This is a genomic window from Ectobacillus polymachus, from assembly GCF_048159605.1.
GTDB lineage: Bacteria > Bacillota > Bacilli > Bacillales > Bacillaceae_G > Ectobacillus > Ectobacillus polymachus.
Window position 1 is genome coordinate 613,192 of record NZ_JBLREB010000002.1, and the last position, 23,039, is coordinate 636,230.

General features: G+C 39.1%; 23 protein-coding genes and 1 riboswitch. Of the genes, 20 read left to right on the plus strand and 3 right to left on the minus strand.

The window, feature by feature from the left end; all coding sequences use genetic code 11:
* Nucleotides 1-32: 32 nt before the first annotated feature.
* On the minus strand, nucleotides 33-1,145 hold the full coding sequence (locus ACM5BR_RS13585) for an MGDG synthase family glycosyltransferase (protein ID WP_416828495.1): 1,113 nt from the start codon (nucleotides 1,143-1,145) through the stop codon (nucleotides 33-35).
* A 910-nt stretch (nucleotides 1,146-2,055) separates the two neighbouring features.
* On the opposite strand from ACM5BR_RS13585, the gene ACM5BR_RS13590 reads away from it, so the two are divergent.
* The 3 genes from ACM5BR_RS13590 (at nucleotide 2,056) to ACM5BR_RS13600 (ending at nucleotide 3,718) form a co-directional block, all read left to right on the plus strand.
* A complete protein-coding gene (locus ACM5BR_RS13590) occupies nucleotides 2,056-2,361 on the plus strand; it encodes an MTH1187 family thiamine-binding protein (protein WP_416828496.1) in 306 nt (101 codons plus the stop codon).
* 137 nt (nucleotides 2,362-2,498) lie between these two features.
* Nucleotides 2,499-2,744, plus strand: coding sequence for a DUF2573 family protein (locus tag ACM5BR_RS13595; protein WP_416828497.1), 246 nt, complete (start codon nucleotides 2,499-2,501; stop codon nucleotides 2,742-2,744).
* Between the two features lie 56 nt (nucleotides 2,745-2,800).
* Nucleotides 2,801-3,718, plus strand: a complete 918-nt coding sequence (locus tag ACM5BR_RS13600) for a proline dehydrogenase family protein (RefSeq protein WP_416828608.1) — start codon at nucleotides 2,801-2,803, stop codon at nucleotides 3,716-3,718.
* Between the two features lie 114 nt (nucleotides 3,719-3,832).
* On the opposite strand, the gene ACM5BR_RS13605 is transcribed toward ACM5BR_RS13600, so the two are convergent.
* Nucleotides 3,833-4,663, minus strand: coding sequence for a D-alanyl-D-alanine carboxypeptidase family protein (locus ACM5BR_RS13605; protein ID WP_416828609.1), 831 nt, complete (start codon nucleotides 4,661-4,663; stop codon nucleotides 3,833-3,835).
* Between the two features lie 62 nt (nucleotides 4,664-4,725).
* Nucleotides 4,726-4,872 (minus strand): YuzL family protein, encoded by a 147-nt coding sequence (locus ACM5BR_RS13610; RefSeq protein WP_416828498.1) that lies wholly within the window; start codon nucleotides 4,870-4,872, stop codon nucleotides 4,726-4,728.
* Between the two features lie 195 nt (nucleotides 4,873-5,067).
* On the opposite strand from ACM5BR_RS13610, the gene ACM5BR_RS13615 reads away from it, so the two are divergent.
* The 17 genes from ACM5BR_RS13615 (at nucleotide 5,068) to ACM5BR_RS13695 (ending at nucleotide 23,025) form a co-directional block, all read left to right on the plus strand.
* Complete coding sequence (locus ACM5BR_RS13615; protein WP_416828499.1) at nucleotides 5,068-7,443, plus strand: 3-hydroxyacyl-CoA dehydrogenase/enoyl-CoA hydratase family protein; 2,376 nt, start codon at nucleotides 5,068-5,070, stop codon at nucleotides 7,441-7,443.
* A gap of 12 nt (nucleotides 7,444-7,455) precedes the next feature.
* A complete protein-coding gene (locus ACM5BR_RS13620) occupies nucleotides 7,456-8,631 on the plus strand; it encodes an acetyl-CoA C-acetyltransferase (RefSeq protein WP_416828500.1) in 1,176 nt (391 codons plus the stop codon).
* 36 nt (nucleotides 8,632-8,667) lie between these two features.
* Nucleotides 8,668-10,452: an acyl-CoA dehydrogenase family protein gene (locus tag ACM5BR_RS13625; RefSeq protein WP_416828501.1), complete on the plus strand. Its 1,785-nt coding sequence runs from the start codon at nucleotides 8,668-8,670 to the stop codon at nucleotides 10,450-10,452.
* A 184-nt stretch (nucleotides 10,453-10,636) separates the two neighbouring features.
* Nucleotides 10,637-10,996, plus strand: a complete 360-nt coding sequence (locus ACM5BR_RS13630) for an arsenate reductase family protein (RefSeq protein WP_416828502.1) — start codon at nucleotides 10,637-10,639, stop codon at nucleotides 10,994-10,996.
* 57 nt (nucleotides 10,997-11,053) lie between these two features.
* On the plus strand, nucleotides 11,054-11,437 hold the full coding sequence (gcvH, locus tag ACM5BR_RS13635; RefSeq protein ID WP_416828503.1) for a glycine cleavage system protein GcvH: 384 nt from the start codon (nucleotides 11,054-11,056) through the stop codon (nucleotides 11,435-11,437).
* Between the two features lie 208 nt (nucleotides 11,438-11,645).
* Nucleotides 11,646-11,987, plus strand: a complete 342-nt coding sequence (locus tag ACM5BR_RS13640) for a toprim domain-containing protein (protein WP_416828504.1) — start codon at nucleotides 11,646-11,648, stop codon at nucleotides 11,985-11,987.
* A 14-nt stretch (nucleotides 11,988-12,001) separates the two neighbouring features.
* Nucleotides 12,002-12,313 carry a thioredoxin family protein gene (locus ACM5BR_RS13645; protein WP_416828505.1) on the plus strand — a complete coding sequence of 104 codons (312 nt, stop codon included), beginning with the start codon at nucleotides 12,002-12,004 and terminating at the stop codon, nucleotides 12,311-12,313.
* A 219-nt stretch (nucleotides 12,314-12,532) separates the two neighbouring features.
* Nucleotides 12,533-12,877 carry a hypothetical protein gene (locus tag ACM5BR_RS13650; protein WP_416828506.1) on the plus strand — a complete coding sequence of 115 codons (345 nt, stop codon included), beginning with the start codon at nucleotides 12,533-12,535 and terminating at the stop codon, nucleotides 12,875-12,877.
* 107 nt (nucleotides 12,878-12,984) lie between these two features.
* Nucleotides 12,985-13,095: riboswitch (SAM riboswitch) on the plus strand.
* An 88-nt stretch (nucleotides 13,096-13,183) separates the two neighbouring features.
* On the plus strand, nucleotides 13,184-14,209 hold the full coding sequence (locus ACM5BR_RS13655; RefSeq protein ID WP_416828507.1) for a methionine ABC transporter ATP-binding protein: 1,026 nt from the start codon (nucleotides 13,184-13,186) through the stop codon (nucleotides 14,207-14,209).
* Nucleotides 14,202-14,867: a methionine ABC transporter permease gene (locus tag ACM5BR_RS13660; RefSeq protein WP_416828508.1), complete on the plus strand. Its 666-nt coding sequence runs from the start codon at nucleotides 14,202-14,204 to the stop codon at nucleotides 14,865-14,867. Before ACM5BR_RS13655 ends, ACM5BR_RS13660 begins: the two co-directional genes overlap by 8 nt.
* 55 nt (nucleotides 14,868-14,922) lie before the next feature.
* Nucleotides 14,923-15,732, plus strand: a complete 810-nt coding sequence (gene metQ / locus ACM5BR_RS13665; protein ID WP_416828509.1) for a methionine ABC transporter substrate-binding lipoprotein MetQ — start codon at nucleotides 14,923-14,925, stop codon at nucleotides 15,730-15,732.
* A gap of 260 nt (nucleotides 15,733-15,992) precedes the next feature.
* Complete coding sequence (sufC, locus tag ACM5BR_RS13670) at nucleotides 15,993-16,775, plus strand: Fe-S cluster assembly ATPase SufC (protein ID WP_416828510.1); 783 nt, start codon at nucleotides 15,993-15,995, stop codon at nucleotides 16,773-16,775.
* A gap of 15 nt (nucleotides 16,776-16,790) precedes the next feature.
* Complete coding sequence (gene sufD, locus ACM5BR_RS13675) at nucleotides 16,791-18,077, plus strand: Fe-S cluster assembly protein SufD (RefSeq protein ID WP_416828511.1); 1,287 nt, start codon at nucleotides 16,791-16,793, stop codon at nucleotides 18,075-18,077.
* On the plus strand, nucleotides 18,077-19,297 hold the full coding sequence (locus ACM5BR_RS13680) for a cysteine desulfurase (RefSeq protein ID WP_416828512.1): 1,221 nt from the start codon (nucleotides 18,077-18,079) through the stop codon (nucleotides 19,295-19,297). The genes sufD and ACM5BR_RS13680 overlap by 1 nt, the downstream gene beginning before the upstream one ends.
* Complete coding sequence (gene sufU / locus ACM5BR_RS13685) at nucleotides 19,287-19,721, plus strand: Fe-S cluster assembly sulfur transfer protein SufU (RefSeq protein WP_416828513.1); 435 nt, start codon at nucleotides 19,287-19,289, stop codon at nucleotides 19,719-19,721. The genes ACM5BR_RS13680 and sufU overlap by 11 nt, the downstream gene beginning before the upstream one ends.
* Before the next feature lie 22 nt (nucleotides 19,722-19,743).
* The gene (gene sufB / locus ACM5BR_RS13690) at nucleotides 19,744-21,141 is read left to right on the plus strand and encodes a Fe-S cluster assembly protein SufB (protein WP_416828514.1); all 1,398 of its coding nucleotides are present in this window, start codon (nucleotides 19,744-19,746) and stop codon (nucleotides 21,139-21,141) included.
* Nucleotides 21,142-21,627: 486 nt separating this feature from the next.
* Complete coding sequence (locus ACM5BR_RS13695; RefSeq protein ID WP_416828610.1) at nucleotides 21,628-23,025, plus strand: bifunctional metallophosphatase/5'-nucleotidase; 1,398 nt, start codon at nucleotides 21,628-21,630, stop codon at nucleotides 23,023-23,025.
* Nucleotides 23,026-23,039 lie beyond the last annotated feature (14 nt).

The following is a 23,039-nucleotide window of genomic DNA, read 5'->3' on the forward strand; positions in this document are numbered from 1 at the left end:
TGCTAGGCCAAGTATAGGTTGGATGCTTTCGCTTATGCAAAGGATTGCAGAATGTCTGTTACGATTTGTTGAGAACTTTCATGACGATGCAAATGATTTAAAGCTTGGCGCATTTCTGTTAGTTTATTGGAATGATTTAATAGGTACAGTGTTTCTGTAACGATGCTTTCTTTATCTCGAACAGTAACGGAAGCGCCGATTTTACAGAAGTAAAGTGAATTTTCATTTTCTTGGCCAGGTACTGGCTTATATAAAATAGTAGGAAGATTTGTCGCAATCGATTCCGATAAGGTAATGCCGCCTGGTTTTGTAATCATAATATCCGCTAACTCGTATAATTCGTGAACATCATCGACATAGCCAAATAATTTCAACTGATTATCATAACGGCTTTTTAATTTGCTTAATTGATTGTAAAGCTTTTGATTACGGCCGCATACAATAATCATTTCCATGTCACTGCGGTCTAAGAGCTGGGATGCAATCCACTTTAAATCTTTTACAACCCCTTGCGCACCTGCCATAATAAGAAGCTTTTTCTTATTTGGGTGTAATTGATATTTCTGTAATAGAGAAGAGATGTCTCGCTCCGTTTCAAATGCTTTGCGAATCGGAATACCGCTGACATAAATCTTTTCTGCAGGAATACCGCTTTGAACAATCTTTTGTTTTACATCTTCCGTAGCAACATAATAACGATCAATTTCAGAATGTACCCAAGTACTGTGCAGGCAATAGTCTGTTACAACAGTATAGATACGAAATTTATTTTGCGATTTTCTTCGCCATTCAGGTACGGTTCCTACAGGGAAAGTAGTAATGACAATGTCAGGCTGCTTGGATTGAATAATGGTCTCCAATTGTTTTTCGCCTAGCTTACAATACAGCTTTCCAGCTTTCGTAGTGTACATTTTATTCATACCATAGAAAAACATTTTATAAAGGGAAGAACCAATCGAGAAAGATTGCTTGTATAAAAATTTCGCAGCTTCATTCCAATACGGATAAGCTTCGGCATATAGGTCAAAAATTTCAACAGTGCCAATTCCAAATTCCTCAAACGTATGTTTTAACGCATGAGATACTTGGTTATGGCCGTTCCCAAAGCTAGCTGTAATGAGTAGTACTTTAGGCTGTGCTCTCATTTTGTCCTCCTTGAAGGATTTGAATTATAGTGTTCATGATTCATTGTATAGCAAAAAGCTAAAGAAATTGTAACATAATCCTTAAGAATTTCTGAAGATTTCCATAAACTTGCTATTTTATTCAGGTATTGCTTATTAAAACGTGTATATCTAATAGATAGAATAAAAGACTTTTTCTCACTCTAGCTTGTATAAAGGGAGGAGAAAAGTCTTTTTATAGTATGCTAACGAAGGCTGCTTGTTCAATAACATATGGATAACTTGGTTCTTTTTCATTTTATGAAACGTCTCACAAGTATATGTGAATTTCAGTTTAGATGATGAAATAGATACACTTAGTTGTTTCTTCTAAACAAAAAATCTATATAAATATACTACATGATGTTCATACAAGTGGGAAGAAAAAATTATAGGAAATTTTCCTACCTATCTGTAGGGACATACAGGTTTTCACGCTACCTTATGTTTTTAGAAAATGAAATGGTAAATATTGTGTATAAAAAAAGCGAAAAAATATGTAATTTTGTATTGCTCTAAAGAATTCGTTGTGTTACATTAATGTTACAAAAGTTACAGGAGATAAGATTACGTAACAGAATCTTGATAAATTCTAATAAACATTACAAAAATAAAACCGTGAGGAGAGCGAGAAGCATGGAAAACGAACAAGTATTAGTAAGCAAAAAAATGGATTGGATTGGATATGGTGGAGCAACAGCGGCACTTTCAGCTATTATCGTAGTGTTTTCTGTTCTTTTCGCTTAATAAATAAATCTCATTTAAAAATAGAGCGTACAATTCAAAGAGGCGACCATTTGGGTAAGCCTCTTTTTACATTCTCTCATCTCTTGCGTTACAATGAATAGCGAGTGAGTAGTAGCACTGAAAGAAGAATAAGGAGGAATTAAGAGTGGCTATTGTTGACATTAGTATTATACCTATTGGCACAGGCTCAACGAGTGTAAGCTCATATGTTGCAGAGGTGCATAAAGTGCTGGAGCAATATGCAAATCGTGTGAAATATAAGCTTACTCCAATGAACACGGTAATAGAAGGAGAACTACCCGTTTTAATGGAAGTAATCCAACAGATGCATGAAGTGCCGTTCCAAAAAGGCGCAGCTCGTGTTTCTACGACGATTCGTATTGATGATCGACGTGATCAGGAAAGTACGATGGAAAAGAAGCTTCAATCTGTACAGTCAAAACTTAAATAATGAAACTTTTGCAAAGGGGATCTTCCCCAGTTAATAGGGATATATATTGAATAACCGCTACATAGACTTCTGTATAGCGGCTATTCCTGCTTCTATCCAATTCCCAATATAATAGAAGTAACGAAAGGATGAAAAGAATGGATCAAACATTTCAGGAGCAAATCGACGGTTTACTGGAAAAATATACAGAGCTTTTACTAGGGGAAAGCAGTGAGGAATGGAAGGAGAAAGTGAAAATTTGGGCTTTATATTCACAAATTGCGAAGTCTATGCCAGCGTTAGCGAAGCATTGGAATACAGAGTACCCAGAAGCGAAAAACATGATGCTGCATATCGTGCAAGAGATAAAAGAAAAGAATGAAGAAAAACGTAACAAGAAGTAAGAAAGTAGATGGATACTGATTCGTTTGTAACGATCTTACGCACAGAGGTGAATGAAATGAATCAGCTGCTTCACGACTTTTTTTTGCTATTATCTAAAAATAAAACGTTAATAAAAATAGCAAAGCGGTTTGGCTTACGCTTCGGTGCATCACGCTTTGTTGCTGGTGAAACAATTCAATCTACGATTGCGGTGATTCGAAGTTTAAATAAAAAGAATTTGGCTGTAACCGTTGATTATTTAGGAGAGTTTATTAACGATGAGCATGAGGCAAGAGAAATGGCAGATCAAGCGATTGCAGCTATTTACGCAATAGGGAAGCTGTCATTACAGGCACAGCTCTCAATAAAATTAACCTCATTGGGACTCGATCTTTCTGAAAATCTTGCTTTATTTCATATGCGTCGCATATTAAAGGCTGCGAGGGAAAACGGAGTCTTTGTAACGATTGATATGGAGGATTATACTCGCTGTCAAAGAACATTGGATATTTTTAGATTATTAAAGGCGGAGTATGATAATGTAGGAACTGTTCTGCAAGCTTATTTATTTCGGTCGGAAAAAGATATGGAAGAATTGAACGAGTATCATCCCAATTTGCGCATTGTAAAAGGGGCTTACAAAGAGTCGCCGCAGGTAGCATTTCCAGATAAAAAAGATGTGGATGAAAACTATAAGCGATTAGTTCGGATTCATCTTCTTAATGGTAACTTTACAGCTATTGCGACCCATGATGATTCCATCATCGAATATGTAAAGCAGTTTACCCAGGAGTATCAAATTCCACGTTCTAGCTTTGAGTTTCAAATGTTGTATGGAATTCGGCCAGAAAGACAAGCTGAGCTTGCAAATGAAGGCTATAATATGCGTGTATATGTACCATACGGAAAGGATTGGTATGGTTATTTTATGCGTCGCCTTGCAGAGCGACCTGCAAATGTTAAGTTTGTCTTGAAAAGTTTGTTTAAAAAATAGGCTCTGTTACATTCGCTTGTTGATTTCCGCTCCAATCAACCTCGTGGCAAAATCAACAACAAGCTTTAACATAGCCAAAAAATAAGAAAAATAGACCGGAGTGGTCTATTTTTCTTATTTTAGAGCATAGTGAGCCATTTTTTCTGCGTCTTGGTAAAGATGGTCCTTATCTGACTTTAAGAGGACTGTAATAATTTTTCGACCATTTTTTTCTTCAATGGCAACGAGAGTGTAACCAGACATGTCGGTTCGTCCGCTTTTACTAGCAATGGCATAGGGATCATGAAAGAGAGCTATTCTCCCGCTGTTTGTAATTTCTTTTTGTTGCTCGGATGTATGAACCGTCGCTGATACCATACCCATTGCTTGCAGTACTTCGGGATGAATAATGGCTTCTTTCGTAATACAAGCAATATCATAGGGAGTTACTTGCATACCTAATGCATCTGCACCACTGGCATTACGAAAGCTTGTGTTCATTGCACCAAGCTCTTTCGCACGTTCATTCATTAGCTGAACAAACTTTTCTTTAGAGCCAGCTATATGCTCAGCAACCGATTCTGCTACTTGATCTACACTAATCGTTAGCATAAGCTTTAATGCTTCATCCCGTTTTAGCTTTTCACCTGTATGCAGTGTAAGCTTCGAAGTACCTGCCTCTGTATCAATTGCATGCTTGGTTATCGTGATTTCTTCCTCAGGTCCTACTTTCTCTAGTAACAATAAGGCGGTCATCACTTTAGCTAGACTTGCAGGGGGAGAGGAGGACCTTTCATTTTTTCCGTACAGGATCTCCCCAGAAGCAGCATCCATTACAACACCGTATTTTCCCGTAATATCTGGCTCAGAAGGGAACGCCCTCGTTTCCGTTCTTACAAAGAAGAAAAAGGAAAGGAGTATAAAAAAGAATACCATCCCGCTTATCCAGATCAATTTCCGCATCATCATGTATTCACATCCGCTCGTAAAAAGTCAAAGCTCTAAATTCCATTATGCATGAGTTTCGCCTATTCTTCTCCCATATTTTGCTTCCCGTACTGCTGGTTGTTGCTTTGTCGTCCTTTTTCTACTGGCTGCTTTCCAAAAGAAGCACTTCCTTTTGCGCTTGCTGCACTAATAGCACCTTTAGAAGGATTTTTTTTCATTTTGGCCATTACGATCACCTCCCGTTTGTATATTCACCAAACAAAGTTAAATTATGTAAGCTTTGATAAAATTTATTAGTGAATATATTGCGAATTTTCAGCCGATGGATTATATTTTAAAGTAGATAACTCATTCAATAGAGCAGCATTTTTTTTACAGAAAAAATGAATGAGTATTCATTCAAGTGTTAAGGGGGAAAAGGGATGTTTCAAATTCAAAAGGCTGCTGTTCTTGGTTCAGGTGTAATGGGGTCTGGAATTGCAGCGCACTTAGCAAACATAGGGATTCCGACACTTTTATTAGACATTGTTCCGAAAACGCTTACAGATAAGGAAATTGTCAAAGGATTAACACTGGAGAGCAAAGAAGTACGTAATCGATTCAGCCTTAGCGCTATAGAAAAGTTAGCGAAACAAAAGCCCGCACCTCTTACTGCGAAAAAAAATAGTATCTTGATTGAAGCAGGGAATATCGAAGATGATTTGGTCCGCCTGAAAGATGTCGATTGGATTATTGAAGTTGTGGTGGAGAAGCTGGAAGTTAAGCAGCAATTATTTGAAAAAATAGATCGTGTTCGTAAGCCAGGCACGATTGTAAGCTCGAATACTTCCGGTATTTCTATAGAAGCAATGGTAGAAGGTCGTTCAGAAGACTTTCAAGCACATTTTTTAGGTACACACTTTTTTAATCCGCCTCGATATTTAAAATTACTTGAAATGATTCCAACACAGAAGACAAATCCTAGCGTAGTAGCATTTATGAAAAGATTCGGAGAAGATATTCTTGGTAAAGGTGTTGTCATTGCAAAGGATACACCGAATTTTATTGCAAACCGTATAGGTACTTACGGCTTACTCGTGACTGTACAGGAAATGGTTGCACGAGGATACAGTGCAGGCGAGGTTGATTCTATCACAGGTCCGCTAATTGGACGTCCAAAAAGTGCAACATTCCGTACACTTGATGTTGTTGGGCTTGATACATTCGTTCATGTATCGAATAACGTGTATGAAAATGTTCGAGAAGAAGAACGTAATATATTCAAAGTACCGGAATTCATGCTGACGATGCTTAAAAACAATTGGCTTGGCAGCAAATCAGGGCAAGGATTTTTCTTGAAGCAAGGGAAAGACATTCTCGAGTTGAATCCAAGTACGCTTCAATATGAGCCAAGAAAGAAACTTGTTACCGATTCGGTTGAAATGAGCAAGCAAGAAAAGAAAGTAGAAAACCGGATTAAAGCACTTATCTATGCAGAAGATCGTGCAGGTAAATTGCTGCAAGCTATTATTATGCCAACGCTGCTGTATGCAGCAAAATTATATAAAGATATAGCAGATTCCATTGTTTCTATTGATCAGGCGATGAAATGGGGATTTGGCTGGGAGCTTGGTCCGTTTGAAACGTGGGATGCTATCGGTGTTCGCCGTTCCGTAGAGAAGATGAAAGAGAACGGTATGAAAGTACCAAATTGGGTCGAGGAGATGCTGGCAAAAGGGTTCGAAACATTTTATAAACAGGATAATGGAAATACCTTTTATTATGATACCGGTGCATATAAAGCAGTCGAACAAAATAAAAAGAACATTGTACTGCGGCAAGTAAAAGAAGGTGTAATAAAGAAGAACAGCGGTGCAAGCTTGATTGACATCGGGGATGGAGTACTATGCCTTGAATTTCATTCCCAAAATAATGCGATTGGAACGGATATTACACAAATGCTTTCCTATGCAATCGACGAAGTGGAACGGAATTATAAAGGACTCGTAATCGGAAATCAAGGGAAGAATTTCTGCGTCGGGGCAAATCTTGCGATGATGTTAATGGAAGCACAGGATGAAAACTATGATGAAATTAGCTTAGTAGTTAAGCAATTTCAAAATACTCTTATGAAAGTAAAGTATAGTTCGAAGCCTGTTGTCGTAGCTCCGCATGGCATGACACTTGGTGGCGGCGCTGAAGTTTGTTTGCCGGCCGCCAGCATCCAAGCTTCTAGTGAAACGTATATCGGTCTTGTTGAGGTCGGTGTAGGATTAATTCCTGGCGGCGGAGGCAATAAGGAATTGTATATCAAGCATCTTAATAAAATGGCTAACGGGGTAGATTTTGACTTGCAGAAGGTTGCAAATAAAGTATTTGAAACGATTGCAATGGCAAAGGTGTCGACATCTGCACAGGAAGCGATAGCAACGAACTTTTTAGGAGATAAGGATGCGATTAGTGTTAATCCTGATCATTTATTATATGATGCGAAGCAGAAGGCTCTTGCTTTGTACGAAGCCGGCTATAAGCCGCCAGTACGAGGAAAGATTCCTGTAGTAGGAGAAACGGGGTACGCAACGTTAGTAATTGGTGCACAAGCGATGTACCAATCTGGATATATTTCTAAGTACGATTTGGAAATTGCGAAAAAGCTTGCTTATGTCATTGCTGGAGGAAAGGTCCCATATGGAACAGAGGTTGATGAGCAATATTTACTCGATTTAGAGCGTGAAGCATTTGTAAGTCTCATTCAAGATATGAAATCACAAGCAAGAATGCAGCACATGCTAATAAAAGGAAAACCGCTACGTAATTAGGGGGATGAGTAGATGAGAGAAGCTGTAATTGTTGCAGGTGCGAGAACGCCAGTTGGAAAAGCAAAAAAAGGGGCGCTTGCTACCGTTCGTCCAGATGACTTAGGTGCGCTTGTTGTAAAGGAAACGTTGAAAAGGGCAAATAACTATGAAGGAGACATCGATGATATTATTTTCGGCTGTGCTATACCGGAAGCTGAGCAAGGGATGAATATGGCTCGTAATATCGGAGCGCTGGCAGGTATCTCACATACCGTTCCTGCTGTTACCATCAACCGTTTTTGTTCATCTGGCTTACAAAGCATTGCTTACGGTGCGGAGCGGATTATGCTAGGGCATGCAGACACGATTCTTGCAGGAGGAGCAGAGTCGATGAGTCTTGTGCCGATGACGGGACATGTCGTAAGGCTTAATAGTAAATTAGCAGAGCATGCACCTGAATATTATATGAGCATGGGACATACAGCGGAACAAGTCGCGAATAAGTATGGAATAAGCCGTGAGGATCAGGATACATTTGCAGTTCGAAGTCATCAGCGTGCAGCAGCAGCACTAGAAAACGGAAGATTTGACAAAGAAACGGTTCCGGTTGAAGTAACCATTCGAGGAGTAGATGACCGTAATAAACCATATGAAAAAACATTTACGTTTACGAAAGATGAAGGAGTTCGTCAGGAGACAACCCAAGCGATCCTTAGTCAGCTTCGTCCATCCTTTCATGTACGTGGATCTGTTACAGCTGGAAATTCTTCACAGTTGAGCGACGGAGCTGCCGCTGTTCTACTGATGGACCTGGAAAAGGCGATAGCAGAAGGTCAACAGCCGCTTGCGAAATTTCGTTCGTTTGCTGTAGCAGGAGTTCCTCCAGAAGTTATGGGGATTGGACCGGTTGCTGCGATTCCGAAAGCACTGCGTCTTGCAGGTTTAGAGCTTTCCGATATTGGCTTATTTGAACTTAATGAAGCCTTTGCATCGCAGTCTATTCAAGTTATACGTGAGCTCGGCCTAGATGAAGAGAAGGTAAATGTAAATGGCGGGGCGATTGCTTTTGGCCATCCACTTGGATGTACAGGTACGAAGCTTACGCTATCTCTTATCCATGAAATGAAACGCCGCGGCGAGCAATTCGGTATCGTGACGATGTGTATTGGCGGAGGAATGGGCGCAGCTGGTGTATTTGAGCTATTGTAATGCCAAATAGATTGAATCCAATAAGGAGGAGTATGAATGGAAAGAACGGTTGGAAGTGCAGTCAAGGGCGGAAGTTTTCTACTTGATGAAATTACACCACAGCAAGTGTTTACTCCAGAGGATTACACAGAAGAGCATGAATTAATTGCGAAAACCACGGAGAACTTTATCGTAAATGAAGTGTTGCCTGAGCTTGAGTATTTGGAACAGCATGAATTTGACCGCTCTGTACGATTATTAAAGGCTGCTGGTCAGCTAGGGCTTCTTGGGGCAGATGTGCCTGAGGAATACGGTGGAATCGGACTAGATAAAATTAGTTCTGCTTTAATTGCAGAAAAATTTTCTCGTGCAGGAGGGTTCGCTATTTCCCACGGAGCACACGTAGGTATTGGATCATTACCAATTGTCTTGTTTGGTAATGAAGAGCAAAAGAAAAAATACTTGCCAGCTCTTGCAACGGGTGAAAAACTAGCCGCTTATGCACTTACCGAGCCGGGTTCCGGATCGGATGCACTCGGTGCAAAAACGACAGCACGTTTGCATCCGAATGGCACGCATTATATTTTGAATGGAGAAAAGCAGTGGATTACAAATTCGGCATTTGCTGATGTTTTCATCGTATATGCGAAAATTGATGGCGAGCATTTTACAGCCTTTATTGTCGAACGAGAATTCCCTGGTATCTCCACTGGTTCAGAAGAAAAGAAAATGGGAATTAAGTCGTCATCAACTCGTACGGTAATCTTTCAGGATGCACTCGTACCGGTAGAAAATGTATTAGGAGAGGTTGGAAAAGGACACATCATTGCCTTTAATATTTTAAATATTGGTCGCTATAAATTAGGGGTAGGCACAGTCGGTTCATCGAAGCGCGCCCTTGAAATTTCGGCACAATATGCAAAGCAACGGCAGCAGTTTAAGCAGCCAATTGTGAACTTCCCGCTTATTCAAGAAAAATTAGCAAATATGGCGATGAAGATCTATGCAGCGGAAAGCTCGGTCTATCGTACGGTCGGACTGTTTGAAGCGCGTATGGGTACGCTAACAGATGAAGAAGTGAAAAACGGAAAAGCAGTTGCAGATAGCATTGCAGAATATGCGATTGAATGTTCATTGAATAAAATATTCGGCTCGGAAGTCCTTGATTATGTTGTAGATGAAGGTTTGCAAATTCATGGCGGCTATGGCTTTATGGCTGAATACGAGATTGAAAGAATGTACCGTGATTCTCGTATTAACCGCATTTTTGAAGGTACGAATGAAATTAACCGCCTGCTCGTACCAGGTACATTTCTTCGCAAAGCGTTAAAAGGTGAATTGCCATTGTTGCAAAAAGCACAGCAGCTGCAAGAAGAGCTTATGATGCTAGCGCCAGAAGAGGTAGGAGATGCACCACTCGAACAAGAGAAATATCTTGTTCGCAACTCCAAAAAGATCGGTATTCTTATTACAGGCCTTGCAGCGCAAAAGTATGGAAAGCAGCTCGATAAGCAGCAGGAAATCCTTGTTAATATTGCCGATATTGTCAGCAATATATATGCGATGGAATCTATCTTGCTTCGGACGGAAAAAGCCATTGCTAGAAAAGGACTTGAAAAGAGCCGGCAAAAGCTTCTCTATACGGAAGTATTTTGCCAAGAGGCATTCTTGCAAATTGAAGCACATGCGAAGGAAACATTAGTAGCAGTCGAAAGCGGAGATTCTCTCCGGATGATGCTAGCCGCGCTTCGTAAATTTACCCGCTTTACGCCAGTAGATGTGATTACGAAAAAGCGTGCTATCGCTGCAAAGATAATTGAGGAAGAAGCATTCGCGTTGTAGTTTTGTAGAAGCTACATCTAATAAGAACTGAAGAGGTAGCTCTAAACGTGACCCATGGTGAAAATCCTATTTTCGCCGTGGGTTATTATGTTTTTCAGGATTACGAATATTTTGTGAAATAGCTGTATAGGAAAAATAGATATACGTATGATAGAATGGATGATAAGAAAAGGTGGGTGAAAGAATGACGGTAACATTCTATACATATCCAAAGTGTGGAACGTGTCAGAAAGCAAAAAAGTGGCTAGATGCGAATCATGTTTCCTATGAGGCAATTCATCTAATAGAAAATCCGCCAAGTAAAGAATTGCTACAGCAGTTCTATACAAAAAGCGGTTTAGAGCTTAAGAAATTTTTTAATACGAGCGGTATGAAGTACCGGGATCTTGGATTAAAGGATAAGGTAAAGGCAATGAACGAAGATGAGATGCTGGAACTGCTAGCATCAGATGGCATGCTAATTAAACGCCCAATCATAACAGATGGTAATCATGTAACAGTAGGTTTCAATGAAGAACAATTTGGGGATATGTGGAAAAAATAGTTAGTGATCACCGATTTGGTATTACTATAATTTTAACGTTATATGGAGGGGAATTGGATGAGTATTCCAAAAGAATATCGTTATTCTGAAGAACATGAGTGGGTAAAGGTTGATGGTAATAAAGTAGTGGTAGGTATTACGGATTTTGCACAACATGAATTAGGCGATATTGTATTTGTAGAACTACCTGAGGTTGGCACAGAATTGAAAGTAAATGAGCCATTTGGCAGCGTAGAATCTGTGAAAACTGTTTCTGAATTATATGCGCCTATTAGCGGTAAGGTTATAGAAATAAACGAAGAATTAAATGATAGTCCTGAGCTTGTTAACGAGTCTCCATATGAGAATGCTTGGATGGTTGTGTTAGAGCCTAGTAATGCTAGTGAGTTGGAAGATCTTCTTTCAGCTGAAAAATACGAAGCATTAATAAGCGAAGAATAGAATAGGAATATTGGCGTGGGTGCTGTTTACCCAAGCAAAAGAGGAAGCAGCACATGTGCTGCTTCCTCTTTTGCATTTATACGTACATGATGGTCCCAAAGATATTTGCTATCTGATTCGGAAAAATCAAACAGGAAACAACATGAAAAGAAAGAATATACTATATACTAAAGGTGAACTATAGTCCATATTAGTCAGGTGATGCTGCGTGAAAGAAGTAGAAAAAGTAATTATTGTAGAAGGTAAATCTGATAAACAAAAAATTGCATCGATTATTAAAGAGCCTGTTGAAATTGTATGTACAAATGGAACGATTAGTTTGGCAAAGCTTGATGAATTAGTTGATGAAGTTCAAGATAAAGAAGTATATATACTGGTAGACTCAGACGATTCCGGAGAAAAGCTGAGAAAACAATTTATGCGGGAGCTTCCAGAGGCAGAGCATTTATACATTGATCGGTCGTATCGAGAAGTTGCAACGGCCCCACTTCAGCATCTTGCAACCGTATTAGTAAAAGCGGATATCGACATTTATCCGGAATATTTATAGTAAGGATGATTACCATGCATGAATGGACAGCAGATGAAGTTACGGAACGAATTGAACAGGATGAGCTAGCAATATTGTATGTGTACACACCTTTATGTGGGACATGCCAGCTTGCTAGTAAAATGATCACGATAGTCGAAGCCACCTTGCCATCACTGTCTATCGGAAAGATTAACCTAAATTATGCACCTCATCTTGCTACTACGTATCAAATAGAGAGTGTTCCGTGCTTGTTTATTTTTCAAAATGGTCAGTTACAAAAAAGGGTATATGCGTTTCAATCAGTAGAGTATTTGTATTATGAGTTAAAATCATTAATTGCATAGGCGACATCTATTGTCGCTTCGACATATTTCTTAGGAAATAAAGTGAAACTTCCCTCGGTTAGCAAAGGCCAATACGGACTTTTACGGGCAGTTGTCCCCCACTTAGCCTTCTCGCATTTCTATAAGCATTGAAGTGGGGGTCTTACTGCCCGTTAAAGCGGGATAATAAGAAAGAAGTGACAAGAACCGCTACAATCTAAGCATGCGGGAGTGAATAAAATGAAACTTTATTCATTATTGCAAGTCTTTGTGGGTGATGCAAATGAACAACAGCTTATTCAACCTCTTCTTCCTTCAGAGCCATTTCATGTAATACTTCGATACGAGGAGGAACGCTATAATCTGCATATTTCTCAGTACGGCCTTTCTGTATTTAAGGAAGAACCTGCCACCTATACGTTACATATTAAAACAGAACGCGATCTTCATTCTTTATTTACAGGAGAGATTCCTTTACAAACATTACTTCGAAGGCAGGGAATCGTTTATGAGGGTTCACTTCGTATCTTACTTTTATTAGAGTCCGTATTCTTTATTTGTCATAATTCTACTAATTGTACGTAAATGTTACATCAACATATTGACATCTAGTTATAAAATTGATAGAATATTAAAAATGCAATCGTGAAAATTTCATAACAATACGAAATCAGACGTAACAATCTGATTTGCTCTTATCAAGAGAGGTGGAGGGACTGTGCCCTGTGAAACCCGGCAACCGTCAGCATTCGGCTGATATGGTGCCAATTCCTGCAAAGCAAGTATGCTTTGAGAGATGAGAGAAAGGATATAGAATGCTTTAACCCTTTCTGCTCATTTTTTGTAGAAAGGGTTTTTTATTATTCTTAGACAGCTTGGGGGGAAATACAAATGATTCTATTAGAACAAGTACAAAAGTTGTACCGTACGAAAAATAGCAACATTACAGCAGTACAAGATGTGAATTTAGAAATTCATCAAGGTGAAATCTTCGGTATTATCGGTTATAGCGGTGCGGGAAAAAGCTCTTTATTACGTATGCTAAATCAATTGGAACAACCTACTGAGGGGAAAATTACAGTAGCAGGACGGGTTATTTCGGCTATTAAAGGAAAAGAATTACGCCTTGCACGCAGGGAAATCGGGATGATTTTTCAACATTTCAATTTGCTTTGGTCAAGAACAGTTTGTGAAAATATAGCTTTTCCTTTGGAAATAGCTGGTGTAGGCAAAGAAGAACGGGAACGAAGGGTAAATGAATTAATTCATCTTGTAGGACTAGAAGGACGCGAAAATGCTTATCCTTCGCAACTGAGCGGTGGTCAAAAACAGCGGGTTGGCATTGCTAGGGCACTAGCCAATAATCCAAAGGTGCTGCTATGCGATGAAGCAACCTCTGCGCTGGATCCGGAAACGACTGATCAAATTTTAGATTTACTTCTCGATATAAATAAACGTCTTGGCTTAACTATTGTGTTAATTACCCATGAGATGCATGTCATTCAAAAGGTTTGTAGCCGTGTAACTGTTATGGATGCAGGAAAGATCGTGGAAATCGGCGAGGTATTAGAAGTATTTCGCAAACCACAACAAGAGATTACGAAACGTTTTGTATCGCAAGTTACAACGACTTCAGGTGCAGAAGAAACGATTGAAGCATTGTTACAAAAATATCCTAGTGGTGTTGTCCTTCGCTTGCAATTTGTACGGGATCATATTCAGCAACCTTTTATTACTGAACTCATTCGTAACACCGTAGTTAACGTCAGTATTTTACAAGGTAAAATCTCTCCAACATCAAACGGCTCTTATGGCAATTTAGTCGTTCATTTGAATGGATCATCGGAAGAAATTGAACAGGCACTGAGCTACATTAAACAGCAGAAGATTGAGATGGAGGTAATTTACCATGGATAGTCTATTTCCAAACGTTGATTGGGGCGACATATGGCAAGCTACAGGTGAGACCCTATACATGACAGCCATTTCAACATTGGCAACCTTTGTGTTTGGACTTTTACTTGGATTGCTACTATTTATGACAGCAAAGGGAAACCTATGGGAAAACAGTGTGCTCAATAAAATAATTGGCGCTTTTGTAAATATCTTTCGTTCCATACCCTTTATTATTCTCATTATTTTACTCATACCATTTACGAAGTTGATTGTAGGTACCATGCTTGGAGCAGAAGCAGCATTGCCAGCCTTAATTATTGGCGCTGCCCCGTTTTATGGACGGATGGTGGAAATGGCACTCCGTGAAATTGATAAAGGAGTGATTGAGGCATCAAGAGCAATGGGAGCGAAAACGAGTACGATTATTTTTAAAGTACTTATCCCAGAATCACTTCCTGCATTGGTATCAGGTATTACAGTAACAACAATTGCACTCGTTGGCTATACAGCGATGGCCGGTGTTGTAGGTGCTGGAGGATTAGGAACATTAGCTTATTTAGATGGTTTTCAGCGTTCTCATAATGATGTAACATTCGTTGCAACTATTTTGGTTTTGCTTATTGTTTTTATCATTCAATTTATTGGCGATTTTATTACAGCTCGTATTGATAAACGGTAAATACTCTAGTAACTTCTAGAGCTTTTATATAAAAAGGTAAAAGGGGAGTATGCAAATGAAAAAACTATTATCTTTAAGTCTTATTGCAATTATTGTATTCGCGTTATCAGCTTGTGGTAGTAGTACTCCGCAAAAGAAATTAGTAGTCGGTGCGTCGAACGTTCCGCATGCTGAAATTCTTGAGCAGGCAAAGCCAATATTAGCTAAAGAGGGCATTGATCTGCAAATTAAGAAATTCCAAGATTATGTATTGCCAAATCAAGCATTAGCGGGCAAAGAACTAGATGCAAATTACTTTCAACATATTCCATATTTAGAAAAGGAAATGAAAGATAAGGGGTACGATTTTGCAATAGCAAGCAAAATTCATCTTGAACCAATTGGATTCTACTCTCAAAAATATAAGAATATAAAAGATCTACCGAATAATGCATTGATCATTATGAGTAACTCTGTTACAGACCACGGCCGTGGATTAGCTTTACTACAAAAAGCTGGGGTAATTAAACTAAAAGACGGCGTAGATCCTGTTAACGCAACTTTTAAAGATATTGCAGAAAATCCTAAAAACCTAAAATTTAAAACGGATGTTGAACCTGGTTTATTGCCTCAAATTTATAAAAATAACGAAGGCGATGCCGTTATGATTAATTCGAATTACGCGATTGATGCTGGTTTAAACCCTGTAAAAGACGCAATTGCACTTGAAGGACAAGATTCTCCTTATGCAAACGTACTGGTAGTTCGAAAAGGTGATGAAAATAAACCAGAAGTGAAAGAACTTGTAAAAGTATTGCATTCAAAAGAAATCCAAGACTTCATTAACACGAAATATAAAGGTGCCGTAATTCCTGTAAATGAATAATTTAAAAAAGAATGAAGCCAAGATTGACTCGGGTAGAGCTATCTTGGCTTTTTCTATCGGGATGTTTTGAATTGAAAAGAATGGATAAATATATTTATGAAATGTAAAGAGTTTCACAAGATGAATTTTGAATTTTTTTTAACATTTTTCGGTTTGATAAATCTTTTCATTTGATATAATATTGTATTGAGAATACAATGAGAATTAGAAACGTTTTAAACTAATTATCATTTTAGATAGAGATAAATGGAGGTAATATGATGGCTAGTTCTACTTTAACGATTAAAGACTTGCATGTATCCATTGATGGCAAGGAGATTTTAAAGGGAGTTAACTTGGAAATTAAGGGCGGAGAAATCCATGCAATCATGGGACCGAACGGAACAGGTAAATCTACTCTATCTTCTGCAATTATGGGACATCCAAAATATGAAGTTACATCTGGAAGCATTACGCTTGACGGCAAAAATGTATTAGAAATGGAAGTAGACGAACGTGCTCGTGCAGGTCTATTTTTAGCTATGCAATACCCAAGTGAAATTAGCGGAGTAACAAACGCAGACTTCTTACGTTCTGCAATAAATGCGCGCCGTGAAGAAGGCGATGAAATTTCTCTTATGAAATTTATTCGTATGCTAGATAAGAAGATGGAATTCCTTGAAATGGATTCTGCGATGGCACAACGTTATTTAAATGAAGGATTCTCTGGTGGCGAGAAAAAACGTAACGAAATTCTACAAATGATGATGATCCAGCCAAGATTTGCAATTCTTGATGAAATTGACTCCGGTCTTGATATCGATGCACTAAAGGTTGTTTCCAAAGGTGTTAACGAAATGCGCGGAGAAGAGCTAGGCTGCTTAATTATCACTCACTATCAACGCTTGTTAAACTACATTACTCCAGACTTTGTACACATCATGATGAACGGAAAAGTTGTGAAATCTGGCGGTTCTGAGCTTGCAGAGCGTTTGGAAGCAGAAGGATACGATTGGATTAAAAAAGAACTAGGAATTGAAGACGACGTAGAGCAAGAAGCGTAAGTGAGGAGGATAACCATGACAATCGGTACAGCACAGGATCAAGAATATATTCGTCAGCTAGCAAGCACAGAGCCAGCTTGGTTGACAGAGTTCCGTTTGCAAGCTCTTGCACAAGCTGAAAATCTACCAATGCCAAAGCCTGACAAAACAAAGATTGATAAATGGAACTTTGTTGGTGTAAGTAAGCCATCCAACCAAGAGCCTATTCGTTCTTTAGATGAGCTATCTGATGATATAAAGAAGCTATTAACTGAAGATACAAAGAATATACTTGTACAACGTAGCAATACGAAAGCTTATGTAGAATTATCTGCTGAGGCAAAAGAAAAAGGCGTTATTTTTACAGATATTCTTACAGCAGCACAAGAGCATAGTGAATTGTTGCAAAAATATATCATGAAGGATGCAGTAAAAGTAGATACAAATCGTCTTTCTGCACTACATGCAGCATTTTTAAACGGCGGAGCGTTCGTTTATGTTCCAAAAAATGTTGTATTAGAATCCCCTCTTCAAGCGATTTATATTGTTGATGGAGAGGTAGCAAACGTTTACAACCATGTGTTAGTTGTTGGGGATACTAATAGTTCCTTTACTTATGTAGAAAACTATATAGCAAATGAATCCATTACAGGTGTTGCAAATATTGTAGCTGAAGTTGTGCTTGAGCAAGGTGCCCAAGTGAAATTTGGCGCAGTAGACTTGCTTGCGAAAGGGATTACAACCTATGTGAATCGAGCTGGTATTGTAGGTCGCGATGCAAGACTAGAGTGGGCACTTGGATTAATGAATGATGGCAATACGATTTCCGAGAACACAACGCAATTAAAAGGCGACGGTTCATTTGGAGATACAAAAATGGTTACAATCGGCCGCGGTGAGCAAACGCAAAACTTTACAACAAAAATCATTCACCATGGAAAGCATTCTGAAGGATTTATTTTAAAACATGGTGTTCAAAAAGATAACGCAACAGCTATTTTTAATGGAATTGGGAAAATTGAACATGGCGCATCTAAAGCCAATGCAGAACAAGCATCTCGTATTCTTATGTTAAATGAGAAAGCACGTGGTGATGCAAATCCAATGCTTCTTATTGATGAAGATGATGTAATGGCTGGCCATGCAGCATCGGTTGGTCGTGTAGATCCTACACAATTATACTATCTTATGAGCCGAGGCATTCACAAAGTAGAAGCGGAACGTCTAGTCATTCATGGTTTCTTAGCTCCAGTTGTGAATGAATTTCCAATCGAAGGAGTGAAAACTCAGCTTACTGAGGTTATAGAAAGGAAAGTTCGCTAATGGATGTGCAAGCAATACGTAAGCAGTTTCCTATATTAGATCAACAAGTCAATGGAAAAAAGCTTGTTTATTTAGATAATGCGGCAACGTCGCAAAAGCCAATTCAAGTGATTGAAGCGCTTAGTACGTACTATAAAGAATATAATTCTAATGTACACCGCGGGGTGCACACATTAGGAACAAAAGCAACAGATGCTTATGAAGCAGCTCGTGAAAAGGTTCGAAACTTTCTTAATGCTCGTCAGGTAGAAGAAATTGTATTTACTCGTGGAACAACGACTTCTATAAATATGATTGCCAGCAGCTACGGTATGGACAATGTTCATGAGGGCGATGAAATTGTCATCTCTTACATGGAGCATCATGCAAACATTATTCCATGGCAGCAGGTTGCAAAGAAAAAGGGAGCAACGTTAAAATATATCCCTCTTCAAGAAGATGGAACAATCTCTCTTGAGGATGCAGAAAAAACGATCACTTCGAATACGAAGATTGTTTCGATTGCCTATGTTTCCAATGTTCTTGGCACAATCAACCCGATTAAAGAGCTTGCGAAGATTGCTCATAAAAATGGGGCTGTTATGGTAGTCGATGGTGCGCAAAGTACTCCGCATATGAAAATCGATGTACAGGATTTAGATTGTGATTTCTATGCCTTATCCAGCCATAAAATGTGCGGTCCTACTGGTGTTGGGGTTATGTACGGAAAGAAAGCAATCTTAGAAAATATGGAGCCAGCTGAGTTTGGCGGAGAAATGATTGATTTCGTTGGATTATACGAGTCAACCTGGAAAGAACTTCCTTGGAAGTTTGAAGCGGGAACTCCGATTATCGGCGGAGCTATTGGACTTGGTGTTGCGATCGATTTCTTACAGCAAATTGGTATGGAAAACATTGAACAACATGAGCATGAAATGGCTCAATATGCTATGGAACGCTTAAAAGATATAGATGGACTTACCATATATGGTCCAAAACATCGTGCGGGTCTTGTTACATTTAATATGGATGACGTTCATCCGCATGATGTAGCAACTGTAGTAGATATGGAAGGCGTTGCTATTCGTGCCGGTCACCACTGTGCACAACCGTTAATGAAATGGCTTAATGTTTCGGCAACAGCTCGTGCAAGCTTCTATTTATATAATACGAAGGAAGAGATCGACACATTTGTTGAATCACTAGTTAAAACAAAGGAGTATTTCACAAATGTCTTTTAATAATCTCGATACATTATATCGACAAGTCATCATGGATCATTATAAAAAACCGCGTAATCGTGGTGTTTTAGAAGATAATGCACTTGTTGTGAATATGAATAATCCAACATGCGGGGATCGCATTCAGCTTACAATGAAGGTAGAAAATGATATCGTAACGGATGCGAAGTTTGAAGGCGAAGGCTGTTCCATCTCGATGTCATCTGCATCGATGATGACACAAGCAATTAAAGGTAAGAAAGTGGAAGATGCACTGCATTTAGCAACCGTATTTTCTGACATGATGCTTGGAAAAGAATATGATGACAATATAGATTTAGGTGATATAGAAGCGTTGCAAGGTGTTTCCAAATTTCCAGCACGAATTAAGTGTGCGACACTTGCTTGGAAAGCGATGGAAAAAGGATTGCATGAGCACCATTAAGAATCACAAGGAGGGATAAGAAATGGCGAAGCAAATGCCTGATATTGGTGATTATAAATATGGTTTTAGAGATAAGGACGTTTCAATTTTCCGTGCGAAGCGAGGTCTTACAAAAGAAATCGTAGAGGAAATTTCTCGAATGAAAGAGGAACCTGCTTGGATGTTAGACTTCCGCTTAAAGGCGTTAGATACATTCTATAAGCTACCCATGCCACAATGGGGCGGGGACCTTTCTGATTTAAACTTTGATGAAATTACGTATTATGTTAAGCCATCTGAAAAATCCGAGAAGTCTTGGGATGAAGTGCCAGATGAAATTAAAGCAACATTCGATAAGCTCGGTATCCCAGAAGCTGAACAAAAGTATTTAGCAGGTGTTTCAGCGCAGTATGAATCAGAAGTTGTTTATCACAATATGAAGGAAGATCTTGAAGCACAAGGGATTGTCTTTAAAGATACAGATAGTGCCCTTCGTGAAAATGAAGACATCTTCCGCGAGCACTTCGGAAAAGTTATTCCGCCTACAGATAATAAATTTGCAGCACTTAACTCTGCAGTTTGGTCTGGCGGCTCTTTCATCTATGTTCCAAAGGGTATCAAGGTTGAAACACCTCTTCAAGCATACTTCCGTATTAACTCTGAAAATATGGGTCAATTCGAACGTACTCTTATTATCGTAGATGAAGGTGCACACGTTCACTACGTAGAAGGTTGTACAGCACCTGTTTATACAACGAATTCCCTTCATAGCGCTGTTGTTGAAATTTTCATTAAAAAGAATGCATACTGCCGTTATACAACAATTCAAAACTGGGCAAATAACGTATTCAATCTTGTTACGAAGCGTGCAACCTGTGATGAAAATGCTACAATGGAATGGATTGATGGAAACATCGGTTCTAAATTAACGATGAAATATCCAGCTGTTATCTTAAAAGGCGAAGGTGCACGTGGTTTAACCTTATCTATTGCCATCGCTGGTAAAGGACAACACCAAGACGCTGGGGCAAAAATGATTCACCTTGCTCCAAACACTTCTTCTACGATTGTTTCCAAATCGATTTCTAAGCATGGCGGTAAAGTAACGTATCGTGGTATTGTTCACTTTGGCCGTAAAGCAACAAACTCTCGTGCTAATGTTGAATGTGATACGTTAATTATGGATAATCAATCTACATCTGATACAGTGCCATATAACGAAATTTTAAACGATAATATTTCGTTAGAGCACGAAGCAAAAGTATCAAAAGTATCAGAAGAGCAATTGTTCTATTTAATGAGCCGTGGTATTTCAGAACAAGAAGCAACGGAAATGATCGTAATGGGCTTCATTGAACCATTCACTCGTGAGCTTCCAATGGAATACGCAGTCGAAATGAACCGTCTTATCAAGTTCGAGATGGAAGGTAGTATCGGTTAAGCTTCATCATCATGTCATTTGTTCGAAAACATCTCGTTTCAATTAGAAAATAGCCGGTTCCTTAGGGAGCCGGCTTTATTTATCCTTATCCCGCTATTTAAGGGCAGTAACACCCCCACTTCAAGGCTTAGAGAAATCAGAAAAGGGCTAAGTGGGGGATAACTGCCCGTAAAAGCCCGAATTGGGCGGGCTAACCCTCGGTGGGGGATGAGAAAAAACCCCCACCGAGGGAAGTTTCACTTTATGTTAGTAATGGTTAGTAATAGTTACTTTATGAATATACAGGAGGGTTTGCTTTCAGAAGCTGCCCCTTCTTTGTATAATAGTAAGAAAGGACTATTTTCTTACGTATATAATAATTCGGAATGATTGCTCATAAAGTAATAGAAACCGTAAAGCGTACAAGCTATATGCTTTAAACAAGGATATAAAGGATAGATAAACTCGTTGTGAGAGGAGGGGGTTTTTCTGAAGCGGGAACAGGAGATTACGATACATCTGTATCATACGAATGATTTACATAGCCACTTTGAAAATTGGAAACCAATCTCTCAATTTTTTCGAAAAGAAAAAGAACGGTTAGTAAATAGGGGAGAAGACGTATTTACGTTAGATATAGGAGATCATGTGGATCGTTTTCATACTATTACAGAAGCGACCGCAGGAAAAGCGAACGTCCAGTTATTAAATGAAGCAAAATACGATTTTGCTACAATTGGAAATAATGAAGGAATTACGCTGAAGAAGGAAGATTTAGATCATTTATACGATGAAGCGGAATTTTCGGTGCTCGTAGCAAATTTATTTTACAAGGATGGAACTCGTCCGGCTTGGGCAAAGCCCTATGAGCTTCGCACGCTGCCAAGTGGAATTACGATAGCATGTATTGGGGTAACGGTAGCATATCCTGTATTTTATTCGCTGCTTGGCTGGAGTATTACAGATCCTTACGAAGCATTAGAAGCATGTATGGACGAGGTGCGAGAGAAAGCGGATGTCGTCGTCTTATTGTCGCATTTAGGTCGAAATGAAGATGAATATATTGCGGAGCATTATGATATAGACGTCATTTTAGGTGCCCACACTCATCATTTTTTTGAACAAGGCTTACTATTGCATGGTACATTACTATGTTGTGTTGGCAAATGGGGAAGACATGTTGGTCATGTTCAAATCGGATTGAATCCCGTAACGAAGAAAATTATTCGTAAGAAGGCTCGCACTCTTGCCACTTCGAAGCTACATGGCTATACAGATACCGGAACGATGCTTTTGAGACTGCAAGAAGAAAGTGAGCATATCATGAATGAACAGGTCGTAGAGCTAAAGGAAGACCTCGTCATAGATTGGTTTGCTGATTCTAACTTTTCCAAGCTATTGGCAGTTTCTTTAAAAGAATGGTGTCATGCTGATATAGGTATGGTCAATGCCGGCATAATCTTAGATTCTTTGCCGAAGGGAATTGTTACAAGAGGAGATATTCACCGAGTTTGCCCGCATCCAATTAATCCATGTAGGCTTGTGGTAAAGGGAAAAACGTTGCGGGAGGTTATCTTAAAAGCACAGCGGCCACAGACTGAACATATAGAGGTTAAGGGTCTAGGCTTTCGCGGGAAAGTGATGGGGAAGATGATCTATGAAGGGGTTGAAATTATCCCCGATACGATTCCTGGGAACAAACGCTTACTTGAAGAGGTATTAATTAATGGGGAACCGCTAGAACTAGAGCGCCTGTATAGCGTTGGCACGGTTGACATGTTCACGTTTGGTTATTTGTATCCAGAGCTGTTAGTGGCGAAAGAAAAGCACTATTTTATGCCGGAGCTATTGCGTGATGTATTAAGAGAAAAGTTGATTGAGGTAGGACACTCTGTAAAATCGTAACAAACGAACACTCT